This is a genomic window from Streptomyces sp. NBC_00091 (assembly GCF_026343185.1).
In the GTDB taxonomy this organism is placed as follows: Bacteria; Actinomycetota; Actinomycetes; order Streptomycetales; family Streptomycetaceae; genus Streptomyces.
Window position 1 is genome coordinate 103,294 of the sequence record NZ_JAPEMA010000004.1, and the last position, 20,785, is coordinate 124,078.

Here is a 20,785-nt window from a genome sequence, read left to right on the forward strand (position 1 = left end):
ACCTGGTGTTGATCAGGCGTTGATCGGACGTCCATCCCATGGGTCCACGATCGGCGCATGTCGATGAACCCCACTGCCGCCCCCGCTTGGTACGACCTCGCCCTGTGCGCCCAGACGGGCCCGAGCTTCTTCTTCCCGGAGCCGGGCTCCTCGCACCAGGCCGCGAAGCGGCTGTGCGGGGCGTGCGAGGGCAGGGCGGCGTGCCTGGAGTACGCCCTGGCGAACGACGAGCGCTTCGGCGTCTGGGGCGGCCTCTCGGAGTCCGAGCGGCTCGCCCTGCGTCCGCGCGGCTGACGCCCGGGCCCGACACCCGCCCGGCCGCGTACGACGCAGCCCCCGGCGGAGCATGGCTCTGCCGGGGGGCTGCGTCGACGTCCGACCGGGCGGCCGGCTCAGCCCTTGCGGGCGGCCAGCCGCGCGGCGCGCGCGGCCAGGCGCTCGTCGAACTTGCGGGCCTCGCTGTCCAGGCCGTTCATGAAGAGCCCGAGCTCCTCCTGGGCCTTCTGCCCGTCCGGGCCCAGACCGTCGATGTCCATGATCTTCAGGAAGCGGATCACGGGGCTCAGCACGTCGTCGTGGTGGATCCGCAGGTTGTAGACCCCGCCGATCGCCATCTGCGCGGCCATCCGCTCGAAGCCGGGCATGCCGTGGCCGGGCATCCGGAAGTTGACGACGACGTCCCGTACGGCCTGCATGGTCAGGTCCGGGGCGATCTCGAAGGCCGCGCCCAGCAGGTTGCGGTAGAAGATCATGTGCAGGTTCTCGTCCTGCGCGATGCGGGCCAGCATCCGGTCGCAGACCGGGTCACCGGACTGGTGGCCGGTGTTGCGGTGCGAGATGCGGGTCGCGAGCTCCTGGAAGGCGACGTACGCGACCGAGTGCAGCATCGAGTGGCTGTTGTCGGACTCGAAGCCCTCCGACATGTGCTGCATCCGGAAGGCTTCCAGCTTGTCCGGGTCCACGGCGCGCGAGGCCAGCAGGTAGTCGCGCATCACGATGCCGTGGCGGCCCTCCTCGGCGGTCCAGCGGTGCACCCAGGTGCCCCACGCGCCGTTGCGGCCGAAAAGGGTCGCGATCTCGTGGTGGTAGCTGGGGAGGTTGTCCTCGGTCAGCAGGTTCACGACGAGGGCGATCTTGCCGATGTCAGTGACCTTGGACTGCTGGGGGTCCCAGGCTTCGCCGTCCTCGAAGAAGCCGGGGAAGTTCCGGCCGTCGCTCCACGGGACGTACTCGTGGGGCATCCAGTCCTTGGTGACCTTCAGATGGCGGTTGAGTTCCTTCTCGACCACCTCTTCCAGCGCGTACAGCAGCTTGGCGTCGGTCCACGCCTCCGAGCTGCCGAGGTGGGGAGAGGTGATCGTCACGGGTGCTCCTGGGGGACAAAGCGAATTACCTACGGTTCCGTAGCCTACGGAGTCGTAGGTTAAGCGCGACATCAAGGACCGCCAAGCCCCAGCCATCGTTCTGTCCGGCTACATCCGGTTATCTGTGCAGTTCGAGGGGGTGTGGAGCGGCTCCGCGGGGGTGAGAATCACGCCAGAAGGTGGTCCGCGTCTCCTGCCTTGACGGCCGAGATCAGCGCGCGGAGCGCATCGATCGAGTCGGTGACGTAGTCGGCGGACTCCGTCGTCCCGATGTACGCCCTGCCGTCGGCGTCGCGGCCGAAGCGGAAGCAGTTCGCCCCCTCGCTGCAGAAGGCCTCGTCCCAGGCGATGGCGGCGCGGGTGGCGGTGCGGGTGGCGGTCGCGGTGGCGGTGGTCGTGGTCGTCGTGCTCATGTGGGTCTCTCGTCTCCTCGACGATCGGGGGCGGGCGCTCAGAGGCCCTGGGCGATGGCGTGGACGAAATCGCGCGAGGCGCCGGCCGGCAGCGCCAGTGAGCGCAGCCGTTCCAGCAGCCCGCGGTAGCGCAGGAGCTTCATGTGCGAATCCAGCAGCATCGAGCCGTGCGAGCTGTCGAGCTGCACGGTGTCCAGCCGGCCGGTCACCGCGGCGGCGTACGTGAAGGACTGCCCGGCTCCCGGGAAGCCCCCGGCGGTGAAGGGGATCACCAGGACCGTCGTACGGGCCCTCTCGGACTGCTCCAAGATGTGCTCGAGCTGGGCCCGCGCCACCTTCGGCCCGCCGAACTGCATCCGCAGCGCGGCCTCGTGCACCACCGCCTCGTACAGCGGCGGGTGCTCGCGGGCGAACACCCGCTGGCGGTTCATCCGCAGGGCCAGCCGTGCCTGGAGGCCGGGTTCCGGCAGCGGCGGGTCCGCGGTGTCGAAGACCGCCCGCGCGTGTGCCTCGGTCTGGAGCAGGCCGGGTATGTGGGTGGTCACGGCCGTGTGCAGGGCGACCGAGTGGTGTTCCAGCTCGCAGATGTCGAGCAGGCCGGGCGGCAGCATCCGGCGGTGCCGTTCCCACCACCCCTTCTCCCGTTCCTGGGCCATCGCCGCGAGCACGTCGACCAGTCCGGTGTCGGGGCAGTCGTAGTTGAAGGCGAGGGTGCGGACGCGCTCGGCGGTGATGCCGATCCGGCCGGATTCGATGTTCGGGATCCGCGTCCGGTCGACGCCCAGGAGAGCCGCCGCCTGCTGGACCGTCGTGCCCGACTCCTCGCGGAGTTTGCGCAGCTCGGCGCCGAGTCGCTGCTGGCGGGCGGTCGGCGTGCTCCTGGGTGGCACGGGTGCCCCTCTCCTCCGGAGGCGGGCATGGGTGAGCCGCGCGGCCGTCCGGAAATGGCATGAGAAAACATCATCTGGTCGTACAAGTAGCAGCGCTGCGCACCCGCTTGCGCTACGGTCGGTAGCGCAAGTCTCACACGGGGTGACCCCTCGCCCCGGTACGGCCACTCCTTGTCCGTCCACGTTTTGATCACGATGTCGATCACACCGCGCACCTCAGAGTCGGAGCAGCACGATGACGGGCACCCTCCGCGGCCCCGCGCACTCCTCGCCCGAGGCGGGCGAGGAGTGCCGGCGCCGGCGCAGCCGCGCGATGTGGCTGCTGGCCCGGGCCGTGGAGTCCGGCGGCGGCGACTGGGGGCTCACCCCGGTCCTGACCCCGCGCGGCGGGACCAAGTCCTGGGCCTTATTGCCCCGTTGAGCCCCGGACCTCCTCGGCCGTGGTGGGCCGGAGCGTACCGTCGAGCAGCAGCCACCGCGTGATGCCGATCGACTCCAGGAACGGCACGTCGTGGCTGGCGACCAGCAGCGCGCCCTCGTAGGACTCCAGGGCCCCGCCGAGCTGCCGTACGCTCGCCAGGTCCAGGTTGTTCGTCGGCTCGTCCAGCATCAGCAGCTGCGGAGCCGGCTCCGCCAGCAGTAGCGCCGCGAGCGCCGCCCGGAACCGCTCGCCCCCCGAGAGGGTGCCGGCCGCCCGGTCCGCCCCGGCGCCCCGGAACAGGAAGTGCGCGAGCCGCGCCCGGATCACGTTGTTCGTGGCGTGCGGGGCGAACCGCGCCACGTTCTCCACCACCGAGCGTTCGTCGTCCAGTACGTCGAGCCGCTGCGGCAGGAAGCGCGCGGGAACATGGGTCACCGCCTCCCCGGACAGGGGCGGCAGCAGCCCGGCGATCGTCCGCAGCAGGGTCGTCTTGCCCGAGCCGTTCGCGCCGACCAGGGCGATCCGCTCCGGACCGCGCACCTCCCACTCGCCCGCGGCCCGCGCCCCGTGGGCCGGGTGCAGATCGCTCAGGGTCAGCACCCGTCGGCCCGGCGGGACCTGAGTGGCCGGCAGCTTGATCCGGATCTCGGCGTCGTCGCGGACCGCGAGGGCCGCCTGGTCCAGCCGTTCCCGGGCGTCCGCCAGTTTCTCGGCGTGCATGATGCGGTGCTTGCCCGCCGACTCCTGGGCGGCGCGCTTGCGGGCCCCCATGACGATCTTCGGCTCGCGCTTGTTCTCGTTCATCTTCTGGCCGTACCGCTTGCGCCGGGCCAGTTTGACCTGGGCCTCGGCGAGTTCGCGCTTCTGGCGCTGTACGTCGGCCTCGGCGACCCGGACCATCCGCTCGGCCGACTCCTGCTCGGCCGCCAGCAGCTGCTCGTAGTCCGTGAAGTTGCCGCCGTACCAGTGGACTTCGCCGTCGCGGAGGTCGGCGATCTGGTCGACCCGCTCCAGCAGCTCCCGGTCGTGGCTGACCAGCACCATCACCTTGGACCAGGACTCGACGGCCGCGTACAGGCGGCGCCGGGCCCGCAGGTCCAGGTTGTTGGTGGGCTCGTCGAGCAGCAGTACGTCCGGCCGGGCGAGCAGCAGCGCCGCCAGCCGCAGCAGGACGCACTCGCCGCCCGACAGCTCGCCGACGGTGCGGTCCAGGCCGATCCCGGCGAGGCCGAGCTGGTCGAGGGTGGCCAGGGCCCGCTCCTCCACGTCCCAGTCGTCGCCGACGGCCGCGAAGTTGGCCTCGGTGGCCTCACCCGCCTCGATGGCGTGCAGGGCCGTGCGGGCGGTGCGGATGCCGAGCGCCTCGTCCACCCGCAGGGCCGTCTCGAAGGTGGCGTTCTGCGGGAGGTAGCCGATGGTTCCGGCGACGGAGACCTGGCCCCCGGACGGGGCCAGTTCGCCGGCGAGGAGCTTCAACAGGGTCGACTTCCCACAGCCGTTGAGCCCGATCAGGCCGGTTCGGCCGGGCCCGACGGCCAGCTGGAACCCGTCGAAGACGGGGGTGCCGTCGGGCCAGCCGAAGGACAGGGCGGAGCAGGTGACGAAAGTAGGGGCATGACTCATGGAGGCCTCCAGGTTGCGTGAATGGTGCGTGCAACGCGGGGAAACAGCCGACTGCCACCGGGACCGCGAGGATGCGGTTGCGGTGAAGGCCGGTGTCTCGGACCTCAGAAGATCAATGTCCTACTCCGTTTCGGCGACTGTGGGGCGCCTACGAAGCTACGGGCGGCCCGGGGCCGCCCGCAAACGAATAAGTCAGCAGGATCCGCGCATCAGCTCGTCGAGGCTGTGGTCCATGTCGAGGTAGCGGTGTTCCAGCCCCGGCGGTACGAGTTCGCGGGTGCGTTCCAGGAACCGCTGGAGCTCGGCGGTGGTCATCAGCACGATCGCCACGCCCTCGGGTGCGTGGAACTCGACGGTGGTCCGGTCCCCGTCGTACGGCCGCACCCGTACGTCACCGCAGCCGGCCGGGTGGCGGACCCCGGACATCAGCAGCTCCCGGGCGAAGGTCCACGAGACCTCGACGCCTTCCAGCGTGGCCAGGGCGGGGAAGGCCATGCGGACGGCGAAGGGATCCGAGCGGTCGTAGCAGAGGGTGACGGGGACGGTCTCGACCTTCGGTGCGGTGGCGACCAGTCGGGCCTGCACGGCCTGCTCGATGACAGTGATCAAGGCTCGCTCCCTTGCGGCGGATCTGCTGTCGGGCTGTGGGGTGGAGCCCGGCAACCGGATAGACGCCGGAATCGGCAAATCCGTGCATGGCGGATGACGTGAGCTGTGTCACCGATTGGCGCGATCTCATCCGTGTGATCGCACAGAGTGAGCAGAGAGGAGGGACGGGTCAAGGACCGACCGTCGGCGGTACACCCACCAAGGTGATCGCAACTAGGCCGGTAACCGCTCACTCCACAGGCGTAATCCGGCGCCGGAAGGGCCCGGACGGGGCCGGAGAGGCGCCCTGGACGGGGCAGGTGGGGTGCGTTAGCTTCCCGCGCCATGAGACTTCTGGGAGTTGGCATGTGCGCGGCGGCTCTGCTGGTCGGGCTGGTGGCCGCACCGGCTCAGGCGGACACCGGCGGCGGCGACCCGGCCGCGGCGGTGCCCGGGCCGGGCTTGCGGGACGCCGGCTGGGCGCTCAAGGAGACCGGGCAGGAGGCCGCGAACGTCCGCTTCCGCGGCCTGGCGGTGGTCAGCCGCCAGGCCGCCTGGGTGGCCGGTTCCAAGGGGCGGGTGCTGCGCACCGGGGACGGCGGCCGCAGCTGGCGGGACGTGTCCCCGCCCGGGGCGGTGGCCGAGGGGCTGGAACTGCGCGACATCGAGGCCTTCGACGCGCGGCGGGCCGTGGCCCTGTCCATCGGCGAGGGCGAGGCCTCGCGGGTCCTGCGCACCGAGGACGGCGGCGCGACCTGGACCGAAGCCTTCCGCAACCCCGACCCGCGCGCCTTCTACGACTGCCTGACCTTCTTCGACTCCCGGCACGGGCTGGCCGTGAGCGACCCGGTGGACGGGAAGTTCCGCCTGCTGGCCACCGACGACGGCGGGCGCAGCTGGCGGGTGCTGCCGGACGCCGGGATGCCGCAGGCGCTGCCCGGCGAGGCCGGGTTCGCGGCGAGCGGCCAGTGCCTGACGGCCGCCGGGCCGCGGGACGTGTGGCTGGCCACGGGCGGGGGCCCGGCCGCGCGGGTGCTGCACTCCGCGGACCGGGGCCTGACCTGGCGGGTCGCCGACTCCACCGTCCCGGGCGGCGACCCGGCGCGCGGGGTGTTCGCCCTGGCCTTCCGCGACCGTACGACGGGCCTCGCGGTCGGCGGCGACTACCGTACGGGCCAGGCCTCGCCCAGCGCCGCGGCCCGCTCCGCCGACGGGGGCGGGAGCTGGAGCCAGGCGGGGACCCCGCCGCCCGCCTACCGCTCGGGTGCGGCCTGGTACCCGTACGGGCGCTCCACGGCCCTGGCCGTGGGCCCGACCGGCACGGACGTCACCACGGACGCGGGGCGCACCTGGCGGCCGCTGGAGACGGGCTCCTTCGACACCGTCGACTGCGCCGCCGACGGGGGCTGCTGGGCCGCGGGGGAGAAGGGGCGGGTGGCCCGGCTGGAGCGGCGCTGATCAGGGGGCGGCCTCGGTGAAGAGGTCCATGCCCGGGTAGAGGCCGGTGGTGAACCCGGCGGCCCGGTACACCGGTTCGCCGTCGGCGCTGGCGTGCAGCTGGACGTAGTGGATGCCGATCCCGTTCAGCCAGGCGACCAGCCCGTCGACGATCCGGCGGCCGTGGCCCCGGCCGCGGGCGGCCTCGTCGGTGACGATGGCGTCGAGGTAGCCGCGGCGGCCGTCCGTCCAGCGGGGGCTGGGCAGGTGGTACGTCACCCAGGCCATCCCGGTGGCCAGCAGCGGCTGCCCCGGGGCGCCGCCGACGACCAGGCAGTGCACGTCCGGCCGCCCCGTCAGCCGCTCGCGGAACCAGCCGTCGGCGACGTCCCGCCAGGGGGCGTCACCGGCGCCGGGGTCCACCCCGAGGGAGGCGAGGGCGACGGCGCGCAGGCGTATCAGCTCGGGGATGTCGGCGGGGAGTGCGGGGCGGGGCTGCATGGTTCCTCCTGGTCAGGCCGCGGGGTTCTCGCGGACCGGGGCGAGGTCGGCCGAGGTCCTGGCGGCGATGAACTCCGTGATGCGGTAGGCGCAGACGCCCGCCAGCGTGAAGGGGTCCTCGGCCGCGATCTTCTCGATCTCCGCGCGCGAGACCCCGCCGGCCAGGATGATCCCGCCGTCGCGCGGGACCTTGCGGCCCGACGCGAGGAAGACGCCGGACGCGTAGTAGCCGTCCAGCCAGGCGATGTGCGCGTCCATCTCCTCTTCGACGGATTCGACGGGCGCGGTGTAGGAGAGCTCCATGACGAACATGATCGTCAGGCTACTCTCGCACCATCATGACGAGTGTGAAGACCCCCGCCAACGAGGCCGAGGCCCGGGCGATACAGGACGAACTGCGCAGCCGTGTCGTGCTCGACGAGGCCGGCCCCCAGCCCGGCCAGGGGCTGGTCGCCGGGGTGGACGTGGCCTACGACGACGAGCGCGACCTGGTCGCGGCCGCCGCCGTGGTCCTGGACGCCGCCACCCTCGAGGTCGTGGCCGAGTCCACCGCCGTCGGGCACGTCAGCTTCCCCTACGTGCCCGGCCTCCTCGCCTTCCGCGAGCTGCCGACCGTGCTCGCCGCCCTCGAGGCCCTCCCGGTCACCCCCGGCCTCGTCGTCTGCGACGGCTACGGCCTCGCCCACCCGCGCGGCTTCGGCCTGGCCTGCCACCTCGGGGTGGTCACCGGGCTCCCCAGCATGGGCGTGGCGAAGAACCCGTTCACCTTCACGTACGAGGAGCCGGGCGCCCGGCGCGGCGACGCCTCCCCGCTGCTCGCGCCCGACGGAGCCGTCGTCGGCCGGGCGCTGCGCACCCAGGACGGGATCAAGCCGGTCTACGTGTCCGTCGGCCACCGGGTCTCGCTGGACGGCGCCTGCGCCCACGCCCTGGCCCTGAGCCCCCGCTTCCGGATCCCCGAGACCACCCGCCACGCCGACTCGCTCTGCCGGCGCGCCCTGCGCGAGGCGACCGCCCAGGACACCGCCCAGGACACCGCCCAGGACACCGCCCAGGACACCGCCCAGGACACCCCCTAGTCCTCCGCCACCACGCGGAAGCGGATGCCCGCCTTCTGGAGGCGGTCCAGCAGGGCGTCGCCCATGGCCACCGCCGTGGTGACCTGGCCGGAGGTCTCCGGGAGGGCGTCGTAGGCCAGGCACAGCGCGGACTGCGCCAGCATCTTCGCGGTCTCCCCGTAGCCCGGGTCGCCGCCCGACACCTCGGTGAGCACGCGGCGGCCGCCGCCCTCGCCGACGAAGCGGACCGTGAACCAGCTGCGGGCACGCCGCTCCGCGTCCGGGCCGCGGCCCGGTTCCCAGCGGCCCATCAGCCACCGCCGGGCCGCCGGGACCTGCGCCAGCGCCGCCGCGGCGCCCACCGCCGCCGTCGCGCCCACCGCGACCGGCAGGTGGCGTACGGAGGCGTAGTGGCGGTAGCGGAAGTCCGGCCCGTACCGCTCCAGCGCGGCCGCCGAACGGGCCACGATCCGGGGGTCCAGCGTGGGCAGCGGCAGCGCCCAGGTCCCGGTCTCCCGGCTGAACCGCGGGGCGCCCACGGGTCCGCGTACCCGGCGCCCCGGCAGCCGGGGCTCGTGCAGCCGGCGGGCGTGCGCGGCGGCCAGGGTCTGCGGCCCCCGGCCCAGCGCGGTGAGGGCGGAGGCCAGGGTGCCGCCGGAGGCCATCGCGTTGGACCGCAGGAACCCGTCCACCCGCAGCGGCACCCCCTCGGGCAGCCGGCCCACCGTGAAGTACGCGCCGAGGTCGGCCGGAATCGAGTCGAAGCCGCACGCGTGCACCAGCCGGGCCCCCGTCTCACGGGCCCGCAGGTCGTGCTCGACGTACATCCGGTCGACGAACTCCGGCTCGCCGGTGAGGTCCACATAGTCGGTGCCCGCCTCGGCGCAGGCCGCGACCAGCTCCGCCCCGTACCAGATGTACGGCCCCACGGTGGTGGCCAGCACCCGTGTGCCGGCGGCCAGTTCGCGCATCGCCTGCCGGTCGGAGGCGTCCGCCCGCAGCAGCGGCAGGTCCGCGCAGGCCGGGTTGAGCGCGGCGAGCCGCTCGCGCAGCCGCTCCAGCCTGCCCGGGTCCCGCCCGGCCAGGGCCCACCGGCAGCCGGCGGGGGCGTGCTCGGCGAGGTACTCGGCGGTCAGCGCCCCGACGAATCCGGTGGCGCCGAAGAGTACGAGGTCGAAGTCCCGCCCCGGACGGCTGCCGTGGACGTGCTCGTTCATGAACCGCTCCTCCCAGCTGGTGTCGGTGGCTGAGGCTAGCGTGGGAGTCGACTGTCCGTGCGAGCAGGTGTGACCTGCGGTAAGTGGGAGGCGTCGATGAAGGCTGCGGTGCGCAAGTGGGAGGCGGTGCGGGAGTTCGCGCTGGGGCTGCCGGAGGCCGTGGAGGAGCATCCGTGGGGGCCCGAGGACGGTGTGGTGAAGGTCAACAAGAAGATCTTCGTCTTCCTGGGGAACGCCGACGGCCCCCAGTCGCCCGGTCTCTCCGTCAAGCTCAAGGACGAGGCGCTGCACGGGCACGCCATGGCCGCCCCCGGGGCGGAGCCGACCGGGTACGGGCTCGGCCGGGCGGGGTGGGTCTCCGTGCCGCTGGGGGAGAAGGGGGCGCCGCCGGTGGAGGTGCTGTGCGAGTGGGTGGAGGAGAGCTACCGGACCGTCGCGCTCAAACGGCACGTCGCGGTCCTCGACGCCCGGATCGCGCGGGTCGTGGAACCGGCCAAACGGGAAACCGGCTAAGCGCTTGCTCTTGTGCTGAGTGGGGCGCGTTCCTAGCATCACTGGTGTTACATCGGTTGTGTCACACACCTGCACACCCGTACACCAGGATGCTGGGGGCTCGATGGCAGTGACAGCAGGCCCGCTCGCGGGAGTACGCGTCGTCGAACTGGCGGGCATCGGCCCGGGCCCGTTCGCCGCGATGCTGCTCGCCGACCTCGGCGCCGACGTCGTCCGCGTGGACCGGCCCGGCGGCGGCGGGCTCGCGATCGACCCGGCGTACGACATCACCAACCGCAACAAGCGCTCCGTCCTGGTCGACCTGAAGTCCGCCGAGGGCCCCGCCCGGGTGCTGGAGCTGGCCGAGCGGGCCGACGTACTGATCGAGGGCTTCCGCCCCGGGGTCGCCGAGCGGCTCGGCGTCGGCCCCCAGGAGTGCCTCGCCCGCAACCCGCGGCTGGTCTACGGCCGGATGACCGGCTGGGGCCAGGAGGGCCCGCTCGCCCACACCGCCGGGCACGACATCGCGTACATCGCCGTCACCGGGGCGCTCGGCATGATCGGCAACCCGGGCGAGCCCCCGGCCGTCCCCGCCAACCTGGTCGGGGACTACGCGGGCGGCTCGCTCTACCTGGTCATCGGCGTCCTCGCCGCCCTCCAGCACGCCCGCACCCCCGGCGGCGCCGGCCAGGTCGTGGACGCCGCGATCGTCGACGGCACCGCCCACCTCACCGCCATGATCCACGGCATGGTCGCGGCCGGCGGCTGGCAGGACCGGCGCGGGGCCAACCTCCTCGACGGCGGCTGCCCCTTCTACGGCACCTACGAGACCGCCGACGGCCAGTACATGGCGGTCGGCGCGCTGGAGCAGCAGTTCTACGACACCTTCACCGAACTGCTCGGCATCAAGGACGAGGCGCCCGCCCGCAAGGACCTGGCCCGCTGGGGCGAGCTGCGCGAGGCCGTCGCCGCCCGCTTCAAGAGCCGTACGCGCGCCGAGTGGACGGAGGTCTTCGAGGGGACGGACGCCTGCGTGGCCCCGGTGCTCTCGCTGCGCGAGGCCCCGCACCACCCGCACCTCGCCGCCCGCGCCACCTTCACCGACTTCGGCGGGATCACCCAGCCCGCCCCCGCCCCCCGCTTCTCCGCGACCCCCGCCGTCATCACCGGCGGGCCCGCGCAGCCGGGGGCCGACACCGCATCCGTGGCCCGCGACTGGGACGTGCCGGGCCTCGCCGGAAAGGGCGCCTGATGGAACTGTCCATGCTGCTCGACTACGCGGGCGATCCGCGCCGGGCCGCCGACGAGGCGGCGGCGCTGGAGTCGGCCGGCCTCGACGCCGTGTGGGTCGCGGAGGCCTGGGGCTTCGACTCCCCGACGATCATGGGCTATCTGGCTGCGCGCACCGAGCGGATGAAGATCGGCTCGGCCATCGTCAACGTCTACTCCCGCACCCCCGCCCTCATCGCCCAGACCGCCGCCGGACTGGACGCGATGTCGGGCGGCCGGGCCCTGCTCGGGCTCGGCGCCTCCGGCCCGCAGGTGGTCGAGGGCTGGCACGGGAAGCCGTACGACAGGCCGCTCGGCCGGACCCGCGAGACGGTCGAGCTGTGCCGGCGCATCTGGCGCCGCGAGACGATCGACCACCACGGCATCACCGACATGCCGCTGCCGCCCGAGAAGGGCGGCCGGCACGGCAAGCCCCTGAAGATCCTGACCCGCCCGGTCCGCGACCGGATCCCCGTCTACATCGCTTCGCTCGGCCCGGCCAACGTGGCGATGACCGCCGAGATCGCCGACGGCTGGCTGCCCACCCTCTTCGTCCCGGAGAAGGCCCACGCCGTGTGGGGGAGCGCCCTGGCCGAGGGCGCGGCCGAACGGGCGCCGGAGCTGGGCCCGTTGCAGACCGTCGCGGGCGGCCTGCTGGCCATCGGCGAGGACGCCGCCGCCGCGCGGGACCTCGCGCGCCCCCAGATCGCCCTGTACGTCGGCGGCATGGGCGCGCCCGGCAAGAACTTCTACAACGACCTCGCCGTCGCCTACGGGTACGGGGACGCGGCCCGCAGGATCCAGGAGCTCTACCTCTCCGGCCGCAAGCGCGACGCGGCGGCGGCCGTCCCGGACGAGTTCTGCGAGCTGATGACCCTGTGCGGGCCCGAGGGGTACGTGCGCGAGCGCGTCGCGGCCTTCCGGGAGGCCGGCGTCACCATGCTCAACGTCACGCCGGTCGGCCCCGAGCCCGCCCGGCTGATCGAAACCGTCAAGAGCTGGCTGTAGGGGGATCCGATGCGACGCCGCATCTTCGACGCCGACCACGAGGCGTTCCGCGAGACCGTACGCACCTTCCTGAACAAGGAGGTGCTGCCGCACTACGAGCAGTGGGAGAAGGACGGCATCGTCAGCCGGGAGGCCTGGCGGGCCGCCGGCCGGCAGGGGCTGCTGGGCCTGGCCGTTCCCGAGGAGTACGGAGGCGGCGGGAACTCCGACTTCCGCTACGCGGCCGTGATCGCGGAGGAGTTCACCCGGGCCGGCGCCCCGGGGCTCGCCATCGGCCTGCACAACGACATCATCGGGCCCTACCTCACCTCGCTGGGCACCGAGGAGCAGAAGCGCCGCTGGCTGCCCGGCTTCTGCTCCGGCGAGACCATCACCGCGATCGCGATGACCGAGCCGGGCGCGGGATCCGACCTCCAGGGGATCCGGACCAGCGCCGAGGACCGGGGCGACCACTGGGTGCTCAACGGCTCCAAGACCTTCATCTCCAACGGCATCCTCGCCGACCTGGTGATCGTCGTCGCGAAGACCACCCCCGAGGGCGGGGCGCACGGGCTCTCGCTGCTGGTCGTCGAGCGCGGCACGGCCGGTTTCGAACGCGGCCGCAACCTCGACAAGATCGGCCAGAAGTCCCAGGACACCGCCGAGCTGTTCTTCCACGACGTACGCGTCCCCAAGGAGAACCTGCTCGGCGAGCTGAACGGCGCGTTCGTCCACCTGATGACCAACCTCGCGCAGGAGCGGATGGGCATCGCGATGGCCGCCATCGCCGCCGCCGAACACCTGCTGGAGATCACCACGCAGTACGTGAAGGAGCGTGAGGCCTTCGGGCGCCCGCTCTCCAAGCTCCAGCACATCCGCTTCGAGATCGCCGAGATGGCCACCGAGTGCGCGGTCACCCGTACCTTCCTCGACCGCTGCATCACCGACCACGCGAACGGCGAACTGGACCACGTCCACGCCTCGATGGCCAAGTGGTGGGCCACCGAGCTCCAGAAGCGGGTCGCCGACCGCTGCCTGCAACTGCACGGCGGGTACGGGTACATGACCGAATACCGGGTCGCGCGGGCCTTCACCGACGGCCGTATCCAGACCATCTACGGCGGCACGACCGAGATCATGAAAGAGATCATCGGCCGCTCCCTCCTCGGCTAAGACCCAGGGCCAAGACCCAGACCTCCCCGAAAGGCTTGACCAGTGAGCACCGAAGCTTACGTATACGACGCGATCCGCACCCCGCGCGGCCGCGGCAAGGCCAACGGCGCCCTGCACGGCACGAAGCCGATCGACCTGGTCGTCGGCCTCATCCACGCCCTGCGCGAGCGCAACCCCGGGCTGGACCCGGCGACCATCGACGACATCGTGCTCGGCGTCGTCGGCCCGGTCGGCGACCAGGGCTCCGACATCGCCCGTATCGCGGCCATCGCCGCGGGCCTCCCCGACACGGTGGCCGGCGTACAGGAGAACCGCTTCTGTGCCTCCGGCCTGGAAGCCGTCAACCTGGCCGCCGCCAAGGTCCGCTCCGGCTGGGAGGACCTGGTCCTCGCGGGCGGCGTGGAGTCCATGTCCCGCGTCCCGATGGCCTCCGACGGCGGCGCCTGGTTCGCCGACCCCATGACCAACTGGGACACCGGTTTCGTCCCGCAGGGCATCGGCGCCGACCTGATCGCCACCATCGAGGGATTCTCCCGGCGCGACGTGGACGAGTACGCCGCCCTCTCCCAGGAGCGGGCCGCCACGGCCATCAAGGAGGGCCGCTTCGCGAAGTCCGTGGTCCCGGTCACCGACCGCAACGGCCTGGTCGTCCTGGACCACGAGGAGTTCGTCCGCCCGGGGACCACCGCCGACACCCTGGCCAAGCTGAAGCCCTCCTTCGCCGACATCGGCGACCTCGGCGGCTTCGACGCCGTCGCCCTGCAGAAGTACCACTGGGTGGAGAAGATCGACCACGTCCACCACGCGGGCAACTCCTCCGGCATCGTCGACGGCGCCTCCCTCGTCGCCATCGGCACCCGCGAGGCCGGTGAGCGGAACGGCCTGCGCCCCCGCGCGCGGATCGTCTCGGCCGCCGTCTCCGGCTCCGAGCCCACCATCATGCTCACCGGCCCCGCCCCGGCCACCCGCAAGGCCCTCGCCAAGGCCGGCCTCACCATCGACGACATCGACCTGATCGAGATGAACGAGGCCTTCGCGGGCGTCGTGCTGCGCTTCGTCAAGGACATGGGCGTCTCCCTCGACAAGGTCAACGTCAACGGCGGCGCCATCGCGCTCGGCCACCCGCTCGGCGCCACCGGCGCCATGCTGCTGGGCACCGTCGTCGACGAACTGGAGCGCCAGGACAAGCGCTACGGGCTCGTCACCCTCTGCGTCGGCGGTGGCATGGGCGTCGCCACCATCGTCGAACGCGTCTGAACCGTCCTGATCCCTGATCCCGCCCCTCACACGGAAGTAGCGAACATGAGCGAGTCCACCACGATCCGCTGGGAACAGGACGAGACCGGCGTCGTCACCCTGGTCCTCGACGACCCCGGCCAGTCCGCCAACACGATGAACCAGGCCTTCAAGGACTCCATCGCGGCGATCGCCGACCGCGCCGAGGCCGAGAAGGACTCCATCCGCGGCATCATCTACACCTCCGCCAAGAAGACCTTCTTCGCCGGCGGCGACCTCAAGGACATGATCCGGCTGCGCCCGGAGGACGCCGGCCTCGCCTTCGAGACCGGCACCGCCATCAAGCGCTCGCTGCGCCGCATCGAGACCCTCGGCAAGCCGGTCGTCGCCGCGATCAACGGCGCCGCCCTCGGCGGCGGTTACGAGATCTGCCTCGCCTCCCACCACCGCGTGGCCCTCGACGCCCCCGGCTCCAAGATCGGCCTGCCCGAGGTCACCCTCGGCCTGCTCCCGGCCGGCGGCGGGGTCACCCGCACCGTGCGCCTGATGGGCATCGCCGACGCCCTCCTCAAGGTCCTGCTCCAGGGCACCCAGTACACCCCGCAGCGCGCCCTCGACAACGGGCTCGTCCACGAACTGGCCGCCACGCCCGAGGAGATGCTCGCCAAGGCCCGGGCCTTCATCGACGCCAACCCGGAGTCGAAGCAGCCCTGGGACGTCCCCGGCTACAAGATCCCCGGCGGTACGCCGTCCAACCCGCGCTTCGCCGCCAACCTGCCGGCCTTCCCCGCGAACCTCAAGAAGCAGCTGAACGGCGCCCCGTACCCGGCGCCGCGCAACATCCTGGCCTGCGCCGTCGAGGGCTCCCAGGTGGACTTCGAGACCGCCCTGACCATCGAGGCCCGGTACTTCACCGAGCTGGTCACCGGCCAGACCGCCAAGAACATGATCCAGGCGTTCTTCTTCGACCTCCAGGCCGTCAACGCCGGCCGCAGCCGCCCCCAGGGCGTGGAGGCGCGGGGGGTCCGCAAGGTCGCCGTCCTCGGCGCCGGCATGATGGGCGCGGGCATCGCCTACTCCTGCGCCCGCGCGGGCATCGAGGTCGTCCTCAAGGACGTCACCCCCGAGGCCGCCGCCAAGGGCAAGGCGTACTCCGAGAAGCTGCTCGACAAGGCGCTCTCCCGGGGCCGCACCACCGAGGCCAAGCGGGCCGAGCTGCTGGCCCGGATCACCCCGACCGCCGAAGCCGCCGACCTGGCCGGCTGCGACGCCGTCATCGAGGCGGTCTTCGAGGACACCGCCCTCAAGCACAAGGTGTTCCAGGAGATCCAGGACGTCATCGCGCCCGACGCGCTGCTCTGCTCCAACACCTCCACCCTGCCGATCTCCGGGCTCGCGGAGGGCGTGAAGCGCCCCGCCGACTTCATCGGCCTGCACTTCTTCTCGCCCGTCGACAAGATGCCGCTGGTGGAGATCATCAAGGGCGAGCGCACCGGCGACGAGGCCATCGCCCGCGCCTTCGACCTGGTCCGCCAGATCAACAAGACCCCGATCGTGGTCAACGACTCGCGCGGCTTCTTCACCTCGCGTGTCATCGGCCAGTTCATCAACGAGGGCGTGGCGATGGTCGGCGAGGGCATCGAGCCCGCCTCCGTCGAGCAGGCCGCCGCCCAGGCCGGGTACCCGGCCAAGGTGCTCTCGCTGATGGACGAGCTGACGCTCACCCTCCCGCGCAAGATCCGCAACGAGACCCGCAAGGCCTTCGAGGCCGAGGGCCGGGCGTGGGCCGAGCACCCCGCCGACCGGGTCATCGACCGGATGGTGGACGAGTTCGGCCGCCCGGGCCGCAGCGGAGGCGGCGGCTTCTACGAGTACGACGAGGCCGGCAAGCGCACCCGCATCTGGCCGGGCCTGCGCGAGCACTTCGCCAAGCCGGACGCCGGGATCCCCTTTGTCGACATGAAGGAGCGGATGCTCTTCTCCGAGGCCCTGGACACCGTCCGCTGCCTCGACGAGGGCGTGCTCACCTCCATCGCCGACGCCAACATCGGCTCCATCATGGGCATCGGCTTCCCGGCCTGGACCGGCGGCGTGATCCAGTACATCAACGGCTACGAGGGCGGCCTGCCGGGCTTCGTCGCCCGCGCCCGTGAGCTGGCCGCCACCTACGGCGAGCGCTTCGCCCCGCCGGCCTCCCTGGTGGCGAAGGCCGAGCGCGGCGAGACGTACGCGGACTAGCGCCCCAGTCCCGGGCCCGTGAAGACGGGCCCGGGACCTGAAACCGGGCCCTTCTGGCGGGCTCCGGAGGCGTGCCGGTGGGCGCGGACGACCGCCCTCGGCGTCGGCCTAGGCGCGCAGGAACGCGAACACCCCGCGCTCCCCGGCGGCGTCCGGGGCGGACCAGCCGGCCAGCACCTGTCCGAGCAGGCCCTCCCCGGAGGCGGTCCCGGGACGCAGCACCCGGGTCAGGGCCAGCGTCAGGGCCGGGGTGTCCCGTCCCGCCGGGCCCACCGCGATCTCGGTGCCCCCGGCGGTGTCCGTCACCTTCCCCGGGCCGGTCAGGCCCGCCGGTACGCCGCGCCCTTCGGGGCGGACCTCGACCGTCGGGTCGGGGGAGTCGGTCTCGCTCTGGGCCTGGGCCGCCGCCCGGCCGGCCAGCAGCGCGAGCAACTGCTCGACCAGGACCGGGTCGTGGGCACCGTCGTAGACCCAGCGCGTGCCCAGCACCCCGTGCTCGAGGGTGCCGATCAGGCCCGCCTCCGCGCCCTCCAGCGGGGCGCCCCGGTAGGTGAGCGGGGCCAGGTAGGCGACCGGCTCCTCCCCGGAGGTGTCGGTGACCACCATGAACTCGATGCCCACCTCGCCCTCGGGGTCGTCGAGCCGGAACCCGCCCGCCTTGGCGAAGTCGGCGGCGTCCTCCTTGCCCTGGAACCAGGACCTCAAGGGGAGCCAAGCGGTGAGGAGTTCGAGCTTGGTCGGGGTCAGCGTGGTGTGGTGGATGACAGCCATGCGGGTGAACCTACCCGCCCTCCGGGGCGAACGCAGCCTTCAACTCCTCCTTCAGCGACCGCTGGAAGGCCGTCACCAGGGCCTGGACCACCATCGGCTGCATGTGCGCGGACAGCGCCTTCATCGACTCAACCCGCTCCGGATCGTCCTCGTCCTGCGTGAACGGCCCCCACACCTCGTCCCGGAACAGCTCCGTCAGCTGGTGCGCCGCCGTCCGCGCGTGCTCCAGCAGGATCCGCCGCGCCACCAGCAGCGTCTCGTGGGCGATCGGTACGTCGAGCAGCGCGACCCCCAGCCGCAGCAGGCCCACGTCCACCCGGAAGCCCTCCCCGGACGGCGACAGCACGTTCATCGCGGCCAGCCGGCGCAGGTCGCCGTCCGACAGGCCGCGCCCGGCCCGCTTCTCCAGCTCCGCCCGCGACACCTCCTGCGCCGCGTCCGGCGCCCAGGTCGCCACCAGCGCCCGGTGGATGGCCAGATCGTGCGCGCTCAGGTCGTCGGGCAGCGCGTCCAGGTAGCGCTGGATCGCCGACAGGGTCATCCCCTGGTGCTGGAGCTCCTCGATCAGCGCCAGCCGGGACAGGTGCTCCGGACCGTAGTGCCCCACCCGACGGGGTCCGATCACGGGAGGGGGCAAAAGCCCGCGCGTGCTGTAGAACCGTACGGTGCGGACGGTGACACCGGCCTTGGAAGCCAGCTCGTCCACGGTGAGCATCGGCTCGGTCGCCTGGTCGGCCATCGTCTGCGCCTCGCTCTCTGCTCCACAGCTTGGGTTCAACAGTATTGCTGTCGCACCAACGATGTGAAACGGCCAGGAGCTGCCCATGACCACGAACCTGCGACTGCCCGGACGACCCGAAGAACTGACCCTGCCCGCCCTGCTGGCCCGAAACGCCGCCGAGCACCCGGACCTGCCCGCCCTGTCCTGGCGCGAGGGGGACGGCTGGACGACCCTCACCTGGGACGAGGTCCGCCGCAAGACGGCCGTCCTGGCCGCCGGATACGCCGCCCTCGGCGTCGAGCGCGGCGAACACGTCCTGCTGATGATGGGCAACCGCCCCGAGCACTGGCTCAGCGACCTCGCCCTGGTCCACCTCGGCGCCGTCCCCGTCACCGTCTACGGAACCTCCGCGCCCGAGCAGATCGCCCACATCGCCCGCCACAGCAGGGCCAGGCTGGCCGTCGTCGAGGGCGCCCGCGAAACGGACCGCTGGGCGCCGCTGCTGGACGACCCGCGGACCCCGCTCGAGCGGCTCGTCGTCGCCGAGGCCGCCGAAGCCGGCCCGCACACCACCTACGGCTCCCTGTACGCGAGCGGCGCCCGGCTGCACCGGGCCGACGCCTTCGAGAAGGCCTGGCGGGAGACCCGCCCCGAAGACCCCCTGACGGTCGTCTACACCTCCGGCACCACCGGCGACCCCAAGGGCGTCCGGCTGACCCACCGCAACATCCTGCTCCAGTCCGTCCGCCTCGACCGCAACGTCCAGCTGCCCGAGCACGCCGAGCACGTCTGCTACCTCCCCTTCGCGCACATCGCCGAACGGATCCTCGGCATCTACCTGCCCCTGCTGCGCGCCGCCCACGTCCGGCTGGTCGCCGACCCCACCGCCGTGGCGGCCGCGGTCCGCGAGCTGCGTCCCGTGCAGTTCTTCGGCGTGCCCCGGGTCTGGGAGAAGCTCGCCGCCGGCGTACGGGCGGTCCTGGCGGGCCTGCCCGAGGAGCAGCGCGGTGCCATCGAGGGGGCGGGGGACCTGGCGCGGGCCCGGGCCGGCCACCGGGAGCGCGGCGAGGAGGTGCCGGCCGCGCTCGAAGCCTCGTACGCCGCGGCGAAGGAGCGGGTGCTGGACCCGCTGCTGCGCATGGCCGGGCTGGACCGGCTCGTCTGGACGGGCAGTGCCACGGCGCCGATGCCGATCGACGTGGTCCGCTTCTGGGCCGGCTGGGGGATCACCATCATGGACGCCTGGGGGCTGACCGAGACCTCCGGCGTGTGCACCGTCAACAGCAACAGCCCGGACGGGTTCCGGCTGGGCTCGGTGGGCCGGCCGATCGAGGGGCTGGAGCTGAAGCTCGCCGCGGACGGGGAGATCCTCACCCGTGGCGCGACCGTCTTCGAGGGGTACCTGCGGCCCGACGGGTCGGTGGAGAGCGCGGCCGACGCCGAGGGCTGGTTCCCCACCGGGGACATCGGCCGGCTCGACGAGGACGGCTTCCTCTGGCTGACCGACCGCAAGAAGGAGCTGATCATCACCTCGAACGGCAAGAACGTCTCCCCGGCCCTGGTGGAGAACACCGTCAAGGAACACCCGCTGATCGGCCAGGCCCTGGTGCACGGGGACGGCCGCTCCTACCTGGTCGCCCTGCTGGTCCTGGACCCCGAGCTGGCCCCGGCCTGGGCGGCCGCCCGGGGCATCCGGGCCGCCTCCCTCGCCGAACTCGCCGAGCATCCGGCCGTCCTGGAGGAGACCGCCCGCGCGGTCGCCGCCGCGAACGCCCGGCTCAATCGCACCGAGCAGATCAAGCGCTACCGGCTGCTCGCCGAGGAGTGGGGCCCCGGGACGGGAGAACTCACCCCGTCGCTGAAACTGCGCCGCCGGGTGGTCCGGGAGAAGTACGGCCCGCTGATCGAGGCCCTGTACGAAGCTCCCTGACCGGTGTCCGCGGGTGCCCGGGAGGGCGGGCACCCGCGAACGGCCCTGCGGCTGCCGCGGCTAGCGGCCGATGACCGGGTAGTGGTCGGATATCTCCCAACCAAAAACATGTGCCTGCACCCAGCAAACACGACGACGCCCCGACCGGTCTTTGCGGAGACAAGGGTCGGGGCGTCGTTGCGCCTGGCCGCAGGGTGGGGTGGGTGCGGCAGGCACCCGCTCATGCCGGCTGCGGACCGGTTCGAGCGGGATTCTATGGGGTCTGCGGGCTCACGAAATCACGTGCAATGTGCAAGTTTCAAGCATGGAAGCGTACTGTTGTTCGCTCGAGCGAAATGGTCAGCGTAAGGTTCACGATCATGGAGCGGCCGGCGTTGGACCGTGCCGCCACAAGAGCGCCCGCCCGCCTGGGTACTCGCCCGCCGCTGGATCATCGGGGCGCGCCTCCGGGAGACC

Annotated in this window: 21 protein-coding genes; 11 read left to right on the forward strand and 10 right to left on the reverse strand. The window is 72.5% G+C overall.

All coding sequences use genetic code 11. The annotated features are described in order from the left end of the window. Positions 1 to 57 precede the first annotated feature (57 nt). A complete protein-coding gene (locus tag OOK34_RS33560; RefSeq protein ID WP_267037944.1) occupies positions 58 to 294 on the forward strand; it encodes a WhiB family transcriptional regulator in 237 nt (78 codons plus the stop codon). A gap of 98 nt (positions 295 to 392) precedes the next feature. Here OOK34_RS33560 and OOK34_RS33565 read toward each other — a convergent pair whose 3' ends face one another. The 3 genes from OOK34_RS33565 to OOK34_RS33575 form a co-directional block, all read right to left on the reverse strand. Further along, positions 393 to 1,364: an acyl-ACP desaturase gene (locus OOK34_RS33565; protein ID WP_267037945.1), complete on the reverse strand. Its 972-nt coding sequence runs from the start codon at positions 1,362 to 1,364 to the stop codon at positions 393 to 395. A 167-nt stretch (positions 1,365 to 1,531) separates the two neighbouring features. Next, positions 1,532 to 1,777 carry a hypothetical protein gene (locus OOK34_RS33570; RefSeq protein ID WP_323183523.1) on the reverse strand — a complete coding sequence of 82 codons (246 nt, stop codon included), beginning with the start codon at positions 1,775 to 1,777 and terminating at the stop codon, positions 1,532 to 1,534. Positions 1,778 to 1,815: 38 nt separating this feature from the next. After that, positions 1,816 to 2,667, reverse strand: coding sequence for a Scr1 family TA system antitoxin-like transcriptional regulator (locus OOK34_RS33575; RefSeq protein ID WP_267037946.1), 852 nt, complete (start codon positions 2,665 to 2,667; stop codon positions 1,816 to 1,818). Positions 2,668 to 2,902: 235 nt separating this feature from the next. On the opposite strand from OOK34_RS33575, the gene OOK34_RS33580 reads away from it, so the two are divergent. Further along, positions 2,903 to 3,088: a hypothetical protein gene (locus OOK34_RS33580; protein ID WP_267037947.1), complete on the forward strand. Its 186-nt coding sequence runs from the start codon at positions 2,903 to 2,905 to the stop codon at positions 3,086 to 3,088. Here OOK34_RS33580 and OOK34_RS33585 read toward each other — a convergent pair. Then, complete coding sequence (locus OOK34_RS33585) at positions 3,074 to 4,711, reverse strand: ABC-F family ATP-binding cassette domain-containing protein (RefSeq protein WP_267037948.1); 1,638 nt, start codon at positions 4,709 to 4,711, stop codon at positions 3,074 to 3,076. The genes OOK34_RS33580 and OOK34_RS33585 overlap by 15 nt on opposite strands. Positions 4,712 to 4,903: 192 nt before the next feature. Next, positions 4,904 to 5,320, reverse strand: a complete 417-nt coding sequence (locus tag OOK34_RS33590) for an SsgA family sporulation/cell division regulator (protein WP_267037949.1) — start codon at positions 5,318 to 5,320, stop codon at positions 4,904 to 4,906. A 345-nt stretch (positions 5,321 to 5,665) separates the two neighbouring features. Between OOK34_RS33590 and OOK34_RS33595 the strand changes: the two genes are divergently transcribed. After that, on the forward strand, positions 5,666 to 6,757 hold the full coding sequence (locus OOK34_RS33595; protein ID WP_267037950.1) for an oxidoreductase: 1,092 nt from the start codon (positions 5,666 to 5,668) through the stop codon (positions 6,755 to 6,757). On the opposite strand, the gene OOK34_RS33600 is transcribed toward OOK34_RS33595, so the two are convergent. After that, positions 6,758 to 7,237, reverse strand: a complete 480-nt coding sequence (locus OOK34_RS33600; protein WP_267037951.1) for a GNAT family N-acetyltransferase — start codon at positions 7,235 to 7,237, stop codon at positions 6,758 to 6,760. A 12-nt stretch (positions 7,238 to 7,249) separates the two neighbouring features. Continuing rightward, positions 7,250 to 7,549, reverse strand: a complete 300-nt coding sequence (locus tag OOK34_RS33605) for a YciI family protein (protein ID WP_267037952.1) — start codon at positions 7,547 to 7,549, stop codon at positions 7,250 to 7,252. A 26-nt stretch (positions 7,550 to 7,575) separates the two neighbouring features. Here OOK34_RS33605 and OOK34_RS33610 point away from each other — a divergent pair, with 26 nt between their 5' ends. Then, positions 7,576 to 8,316: an endonuclease V gene (locus tag OOK34_RS33610; protein ID WP_267037953.1), complete on the forward strand. Its 741-nt coding sequence runs from the start codon at positions 7,576 to 7,578 to the stop codon at positions 8,314 to 8,316. Here the strand turns inward: OOK34_RS33610 and OOK34_RS33615 are convergent. Further along, the gene (locus OOK34_RS33615) at positions 8,313 to 9,512 is read right to left on the reverse strand and encodes a trans-acting enoyl reductase family protein (protein WP_267037954.1); all 1,200 of its coding nucleotides are present in this window, start codon (positions 9,510 to 9,512) and stop codon (positions 8,313 to 8,315) included. The genes OOK34_RS33610 and OOK34_RS33615 overlap by 4 nt on opposite strands. A 96-nt stretch (positions 9,513 to 9,608) precedes the next feature. Here OOK34_RS33615 and OOK34_RS33620 point away from each other — a divergent pair, with 96 nt between their 5' ends. From OOK34_RS33620 to OOK34_RS33645, 6 genes are all read left to right on the forward strand, one after another. Next, entirely contained in the window at positions 9,609 to 10,025 is a 417-nt protein-coding gene (locus OOK34_RS33620; protein ID WP_267037955.1) for an MmcQ/YjbR family DNA-binding protein, read from the forward strand. A gap of 103 nt (positions 10,026 to 10,128) precedes the next feature. Continuing rightward, on the forward strand, positions 10,129 to 11,256 hold the full coding sequence (locus OOK34_RS33625) for a CaiB/BaiF CoA-transferase family protein (RefSeq protein WP_267037956.1): 1,128 nt from the start codon (positions 10,129 to 10,131) through the stop codon (positions 11,254 to 11,256). After that, positions 11,256 to 12,281 (forward strand): LLM class F420-dependent oxidoreductase, encoded by a 1,026-nt coding sequence (locus tag OOK34_RS33630; RefSeq protein WP_267037957.1) that lies wholly within the window; start codon positions 11,256 to 11,258, stop codon positions 12,279 to 12,281. The genes OOK34_RS33625 and OOK34_RS33630 overlap by 1 nt, the downstream gene beginning before the upstream one ends. 9 nt (positions 12,282 to 12,290) lie before the next feature. Then, a complete protein-coding gene (locus OOK34_RS33635) occupies positions 12,291 to 13,433 on the forward strand; it encodes an acyl-CoA dehydrogenase family protein (protein WP_267037958.1) in 1,143 nt (380 codons plus the stop codon). A 42-nt stretch (positions 13,434 to 13,475) separates the two neighbouring features. Further along, positions 13,476 to 14,690 (forward strand): acetyl-CoA C-acetyltransferase, encoded by a 1,215-nt coding sequence (locus OOK34_RS33640; RefSeq protein WP_267037959.1) that lies wholly within the window; start codon positions 13,476 to 13,478, stop codon positions 14,688 to 14,690. 45 nt (positions 14,691 to 14,735) lie between these two features. Beyond that, positions 14,736 to 16,907 carry a 3-hydroxyacyl-CoA dehydrogenase NAD-binding domain-containing protein gene (locus tag OOK34_RS33645; protein ID WP_267037960.1) on the forward strand — a complete coding sequence of 724 codons (2,172 nt, stop codon included), beginning with the start codon at positions 14,736 to 14,738 and terminating at the stop codon, positions 16,905 to 16,907. 108 nt (positions 16,908 to 17,015) lie between these two features. Here the strand turns inward: OOK34_RS33645 and OOK34_RS33650 are convergent, their stop codons facing one another. Next, positions 17,016 to 17,678: a 1,4-alpha-glucan branching protein gene (locus OOK34_RS33650; RefSeq protein ID WP_267037961.1), complete on the reverse strand. Its 663-nt coding sequence runs from the start codon at positions 17,676 to 17,678 to the stop codon at positions 17,016 to 17,018. A gap of 10 nt (positions 17,679 to 17,688) precedes the next feature. Next, positions 17,689 to 18,417 (reverse strand): MerR family transcriptional regulator, encoded by a 729-nt coding sequence (locus OOK34_RS33655; protein WP_267037962.1) that lies wholly within the window; start codon positions 18,415 to 18,417, stop codon positions 17,689 to 17,691. Between the two features lie 85 nt (positions 18,418 to 18,502). Here OOK34_RS33655 and OOK34_RS33660 point away from each other — a divergent pair, with 85 nt between their 5' ends. Next, positions 18,503 to 20,329 (forward strand): long-chain fatty acid--CoA ligase, encoded by a 1,827-nt coding sequence (locus tag OOK34_RS33660; RefSeq protein WP_267037963.1) that lies wholly within the window; start codon positions 18,503 to 18,505, stop codon positions 20,327 to 20,329. The last annotated feature ends 456 nt before the right edge of the window (positions 20,330 to 20,785 follow it).

Excerpts from the sequence above, each read along its gene's own strand:
- OOK34_RS33605 (WP_267037952.1), bottom strand. The coding sequence starts at position 7,549 with ATGTTCGTCATGGAGCTCTCCTACACCGCGCCCGTCGAATCCGTCGAA.
- OOK34_RS33660 (WP_267037963.1), top strand. The coding sequence starts at position 18,503 with ATGACCACGAACCTGCGACTGCCCGGACGACCCGAAGAACTGACCCTG.
- OOK34_RS33645 (WP_267037960.1), top strand. The coding sequence starts at position 14,736 with ATGAGCGAGTCCACCACGATCCGCTGGGAACAGGACGAGACCGGCGTC.
- OOK34_RS33585 (WP_267037948.1), bottom strand. The coding sequence starts at position 4,711 with ATGAGTCATGCCCCTACTTTCGTCACCTGCTCCGCCCTGTCCTTCGGC.
- OOK34_RS33580 (WP_267037947.1), top strand. The coding sequence starts at position 2,903 with ATGACGGGCACCCTCCGCGGCCCCGCGCACTCCTCGCCCGAGGCGGGC.
- OOK34_RS33635 (WP_267037958.1), top strand. The coding sequence starts at position 12,291 with ATGCGACGCCGCATCTTCGACGCCGACCACGAGGCGTTCCGCGAGACC.
- OOK34_RS33655 (WP_267037962.1), bottom strand. The coding sequence starts at position 18,417 with ATGGCCGACCAGGCGACCGAGCCGATGCTCACCGTGGACGAGCTGGCT.
- OOK34_RS33600 (WP_267037951.1), bottom strand. The coding sequence starts at position 7,237 with ATGCAGCCCCGCCCCGCACTCCCCGCCGACATCCCCGAGCTGATACGC.
- OOK34_RS33630 (WP_267037957.1), top strand. The coding sequence starts at position 11,256 with ATGGAACTGTCCATGCTGCTCGACTACGCGGGCGATCCGCGCCGGGCC.
- OOK34_RS33620 (WP_267037955.1), top strand. The coding sequence starts at position 9,609 with ATGAAGGCTGCGGTGCGCAAGTGGGAGGCGGTGCGGGAGTTCGCGCTG.
- OOK34_RS33615 (WP_267037954.1), bottom strand. The coding sequence starts at position 9,512 with ATGAACGAGCACGTCCACGGCAGCCGTCCGGGGCGGGACTTCGACCTC.
- OOK34_RS33570 (WP_323183523.1), bottom strand. The coding sequence starts at position 1,777 with ATGAGCACGACGACCACGACCACCGCCACCGCGACCGCCACCCGCACC.
- OOK34_RS33625 (WP_267037956.1), top strand. The coding sequence starts at position 10,129 with ATGGCAGTGACAGCAGGCCCGCTCGCGGGAGTACGCGTCGTCGAACTG.
- OOK34_RS33595 (WP_267037950.1), top strand. The coding sequence starts at position 5,666 with ATGTGCGCGGCGGCTCTGCTGGTCGGGCTGGTGGCCGCACCGGCTCAG.
- OOK34_RS33650 (WP_267037961.1), bottom strand. The coding sequence starts at position 17,678 with ATGGCTGTCATCCACCACACCACGCTGACCCCGACCAAGCTCGAACTC.
- OOK34_RS33610 (WP_267037953.1), top strand. The coding sequence starts at position 7,576 with ATGACGAGTGTGAAGACCCCCGCCAACGAGGCCGAGGCCCGGGCGATA.
- OOK34_RS33560 (WP_267037944.1), top strand. The coding sequence starts at position 58 with ATGTCGATGAACCCCACTGCCGCCCCCGCTTGGTACGACCTCGCCCTG.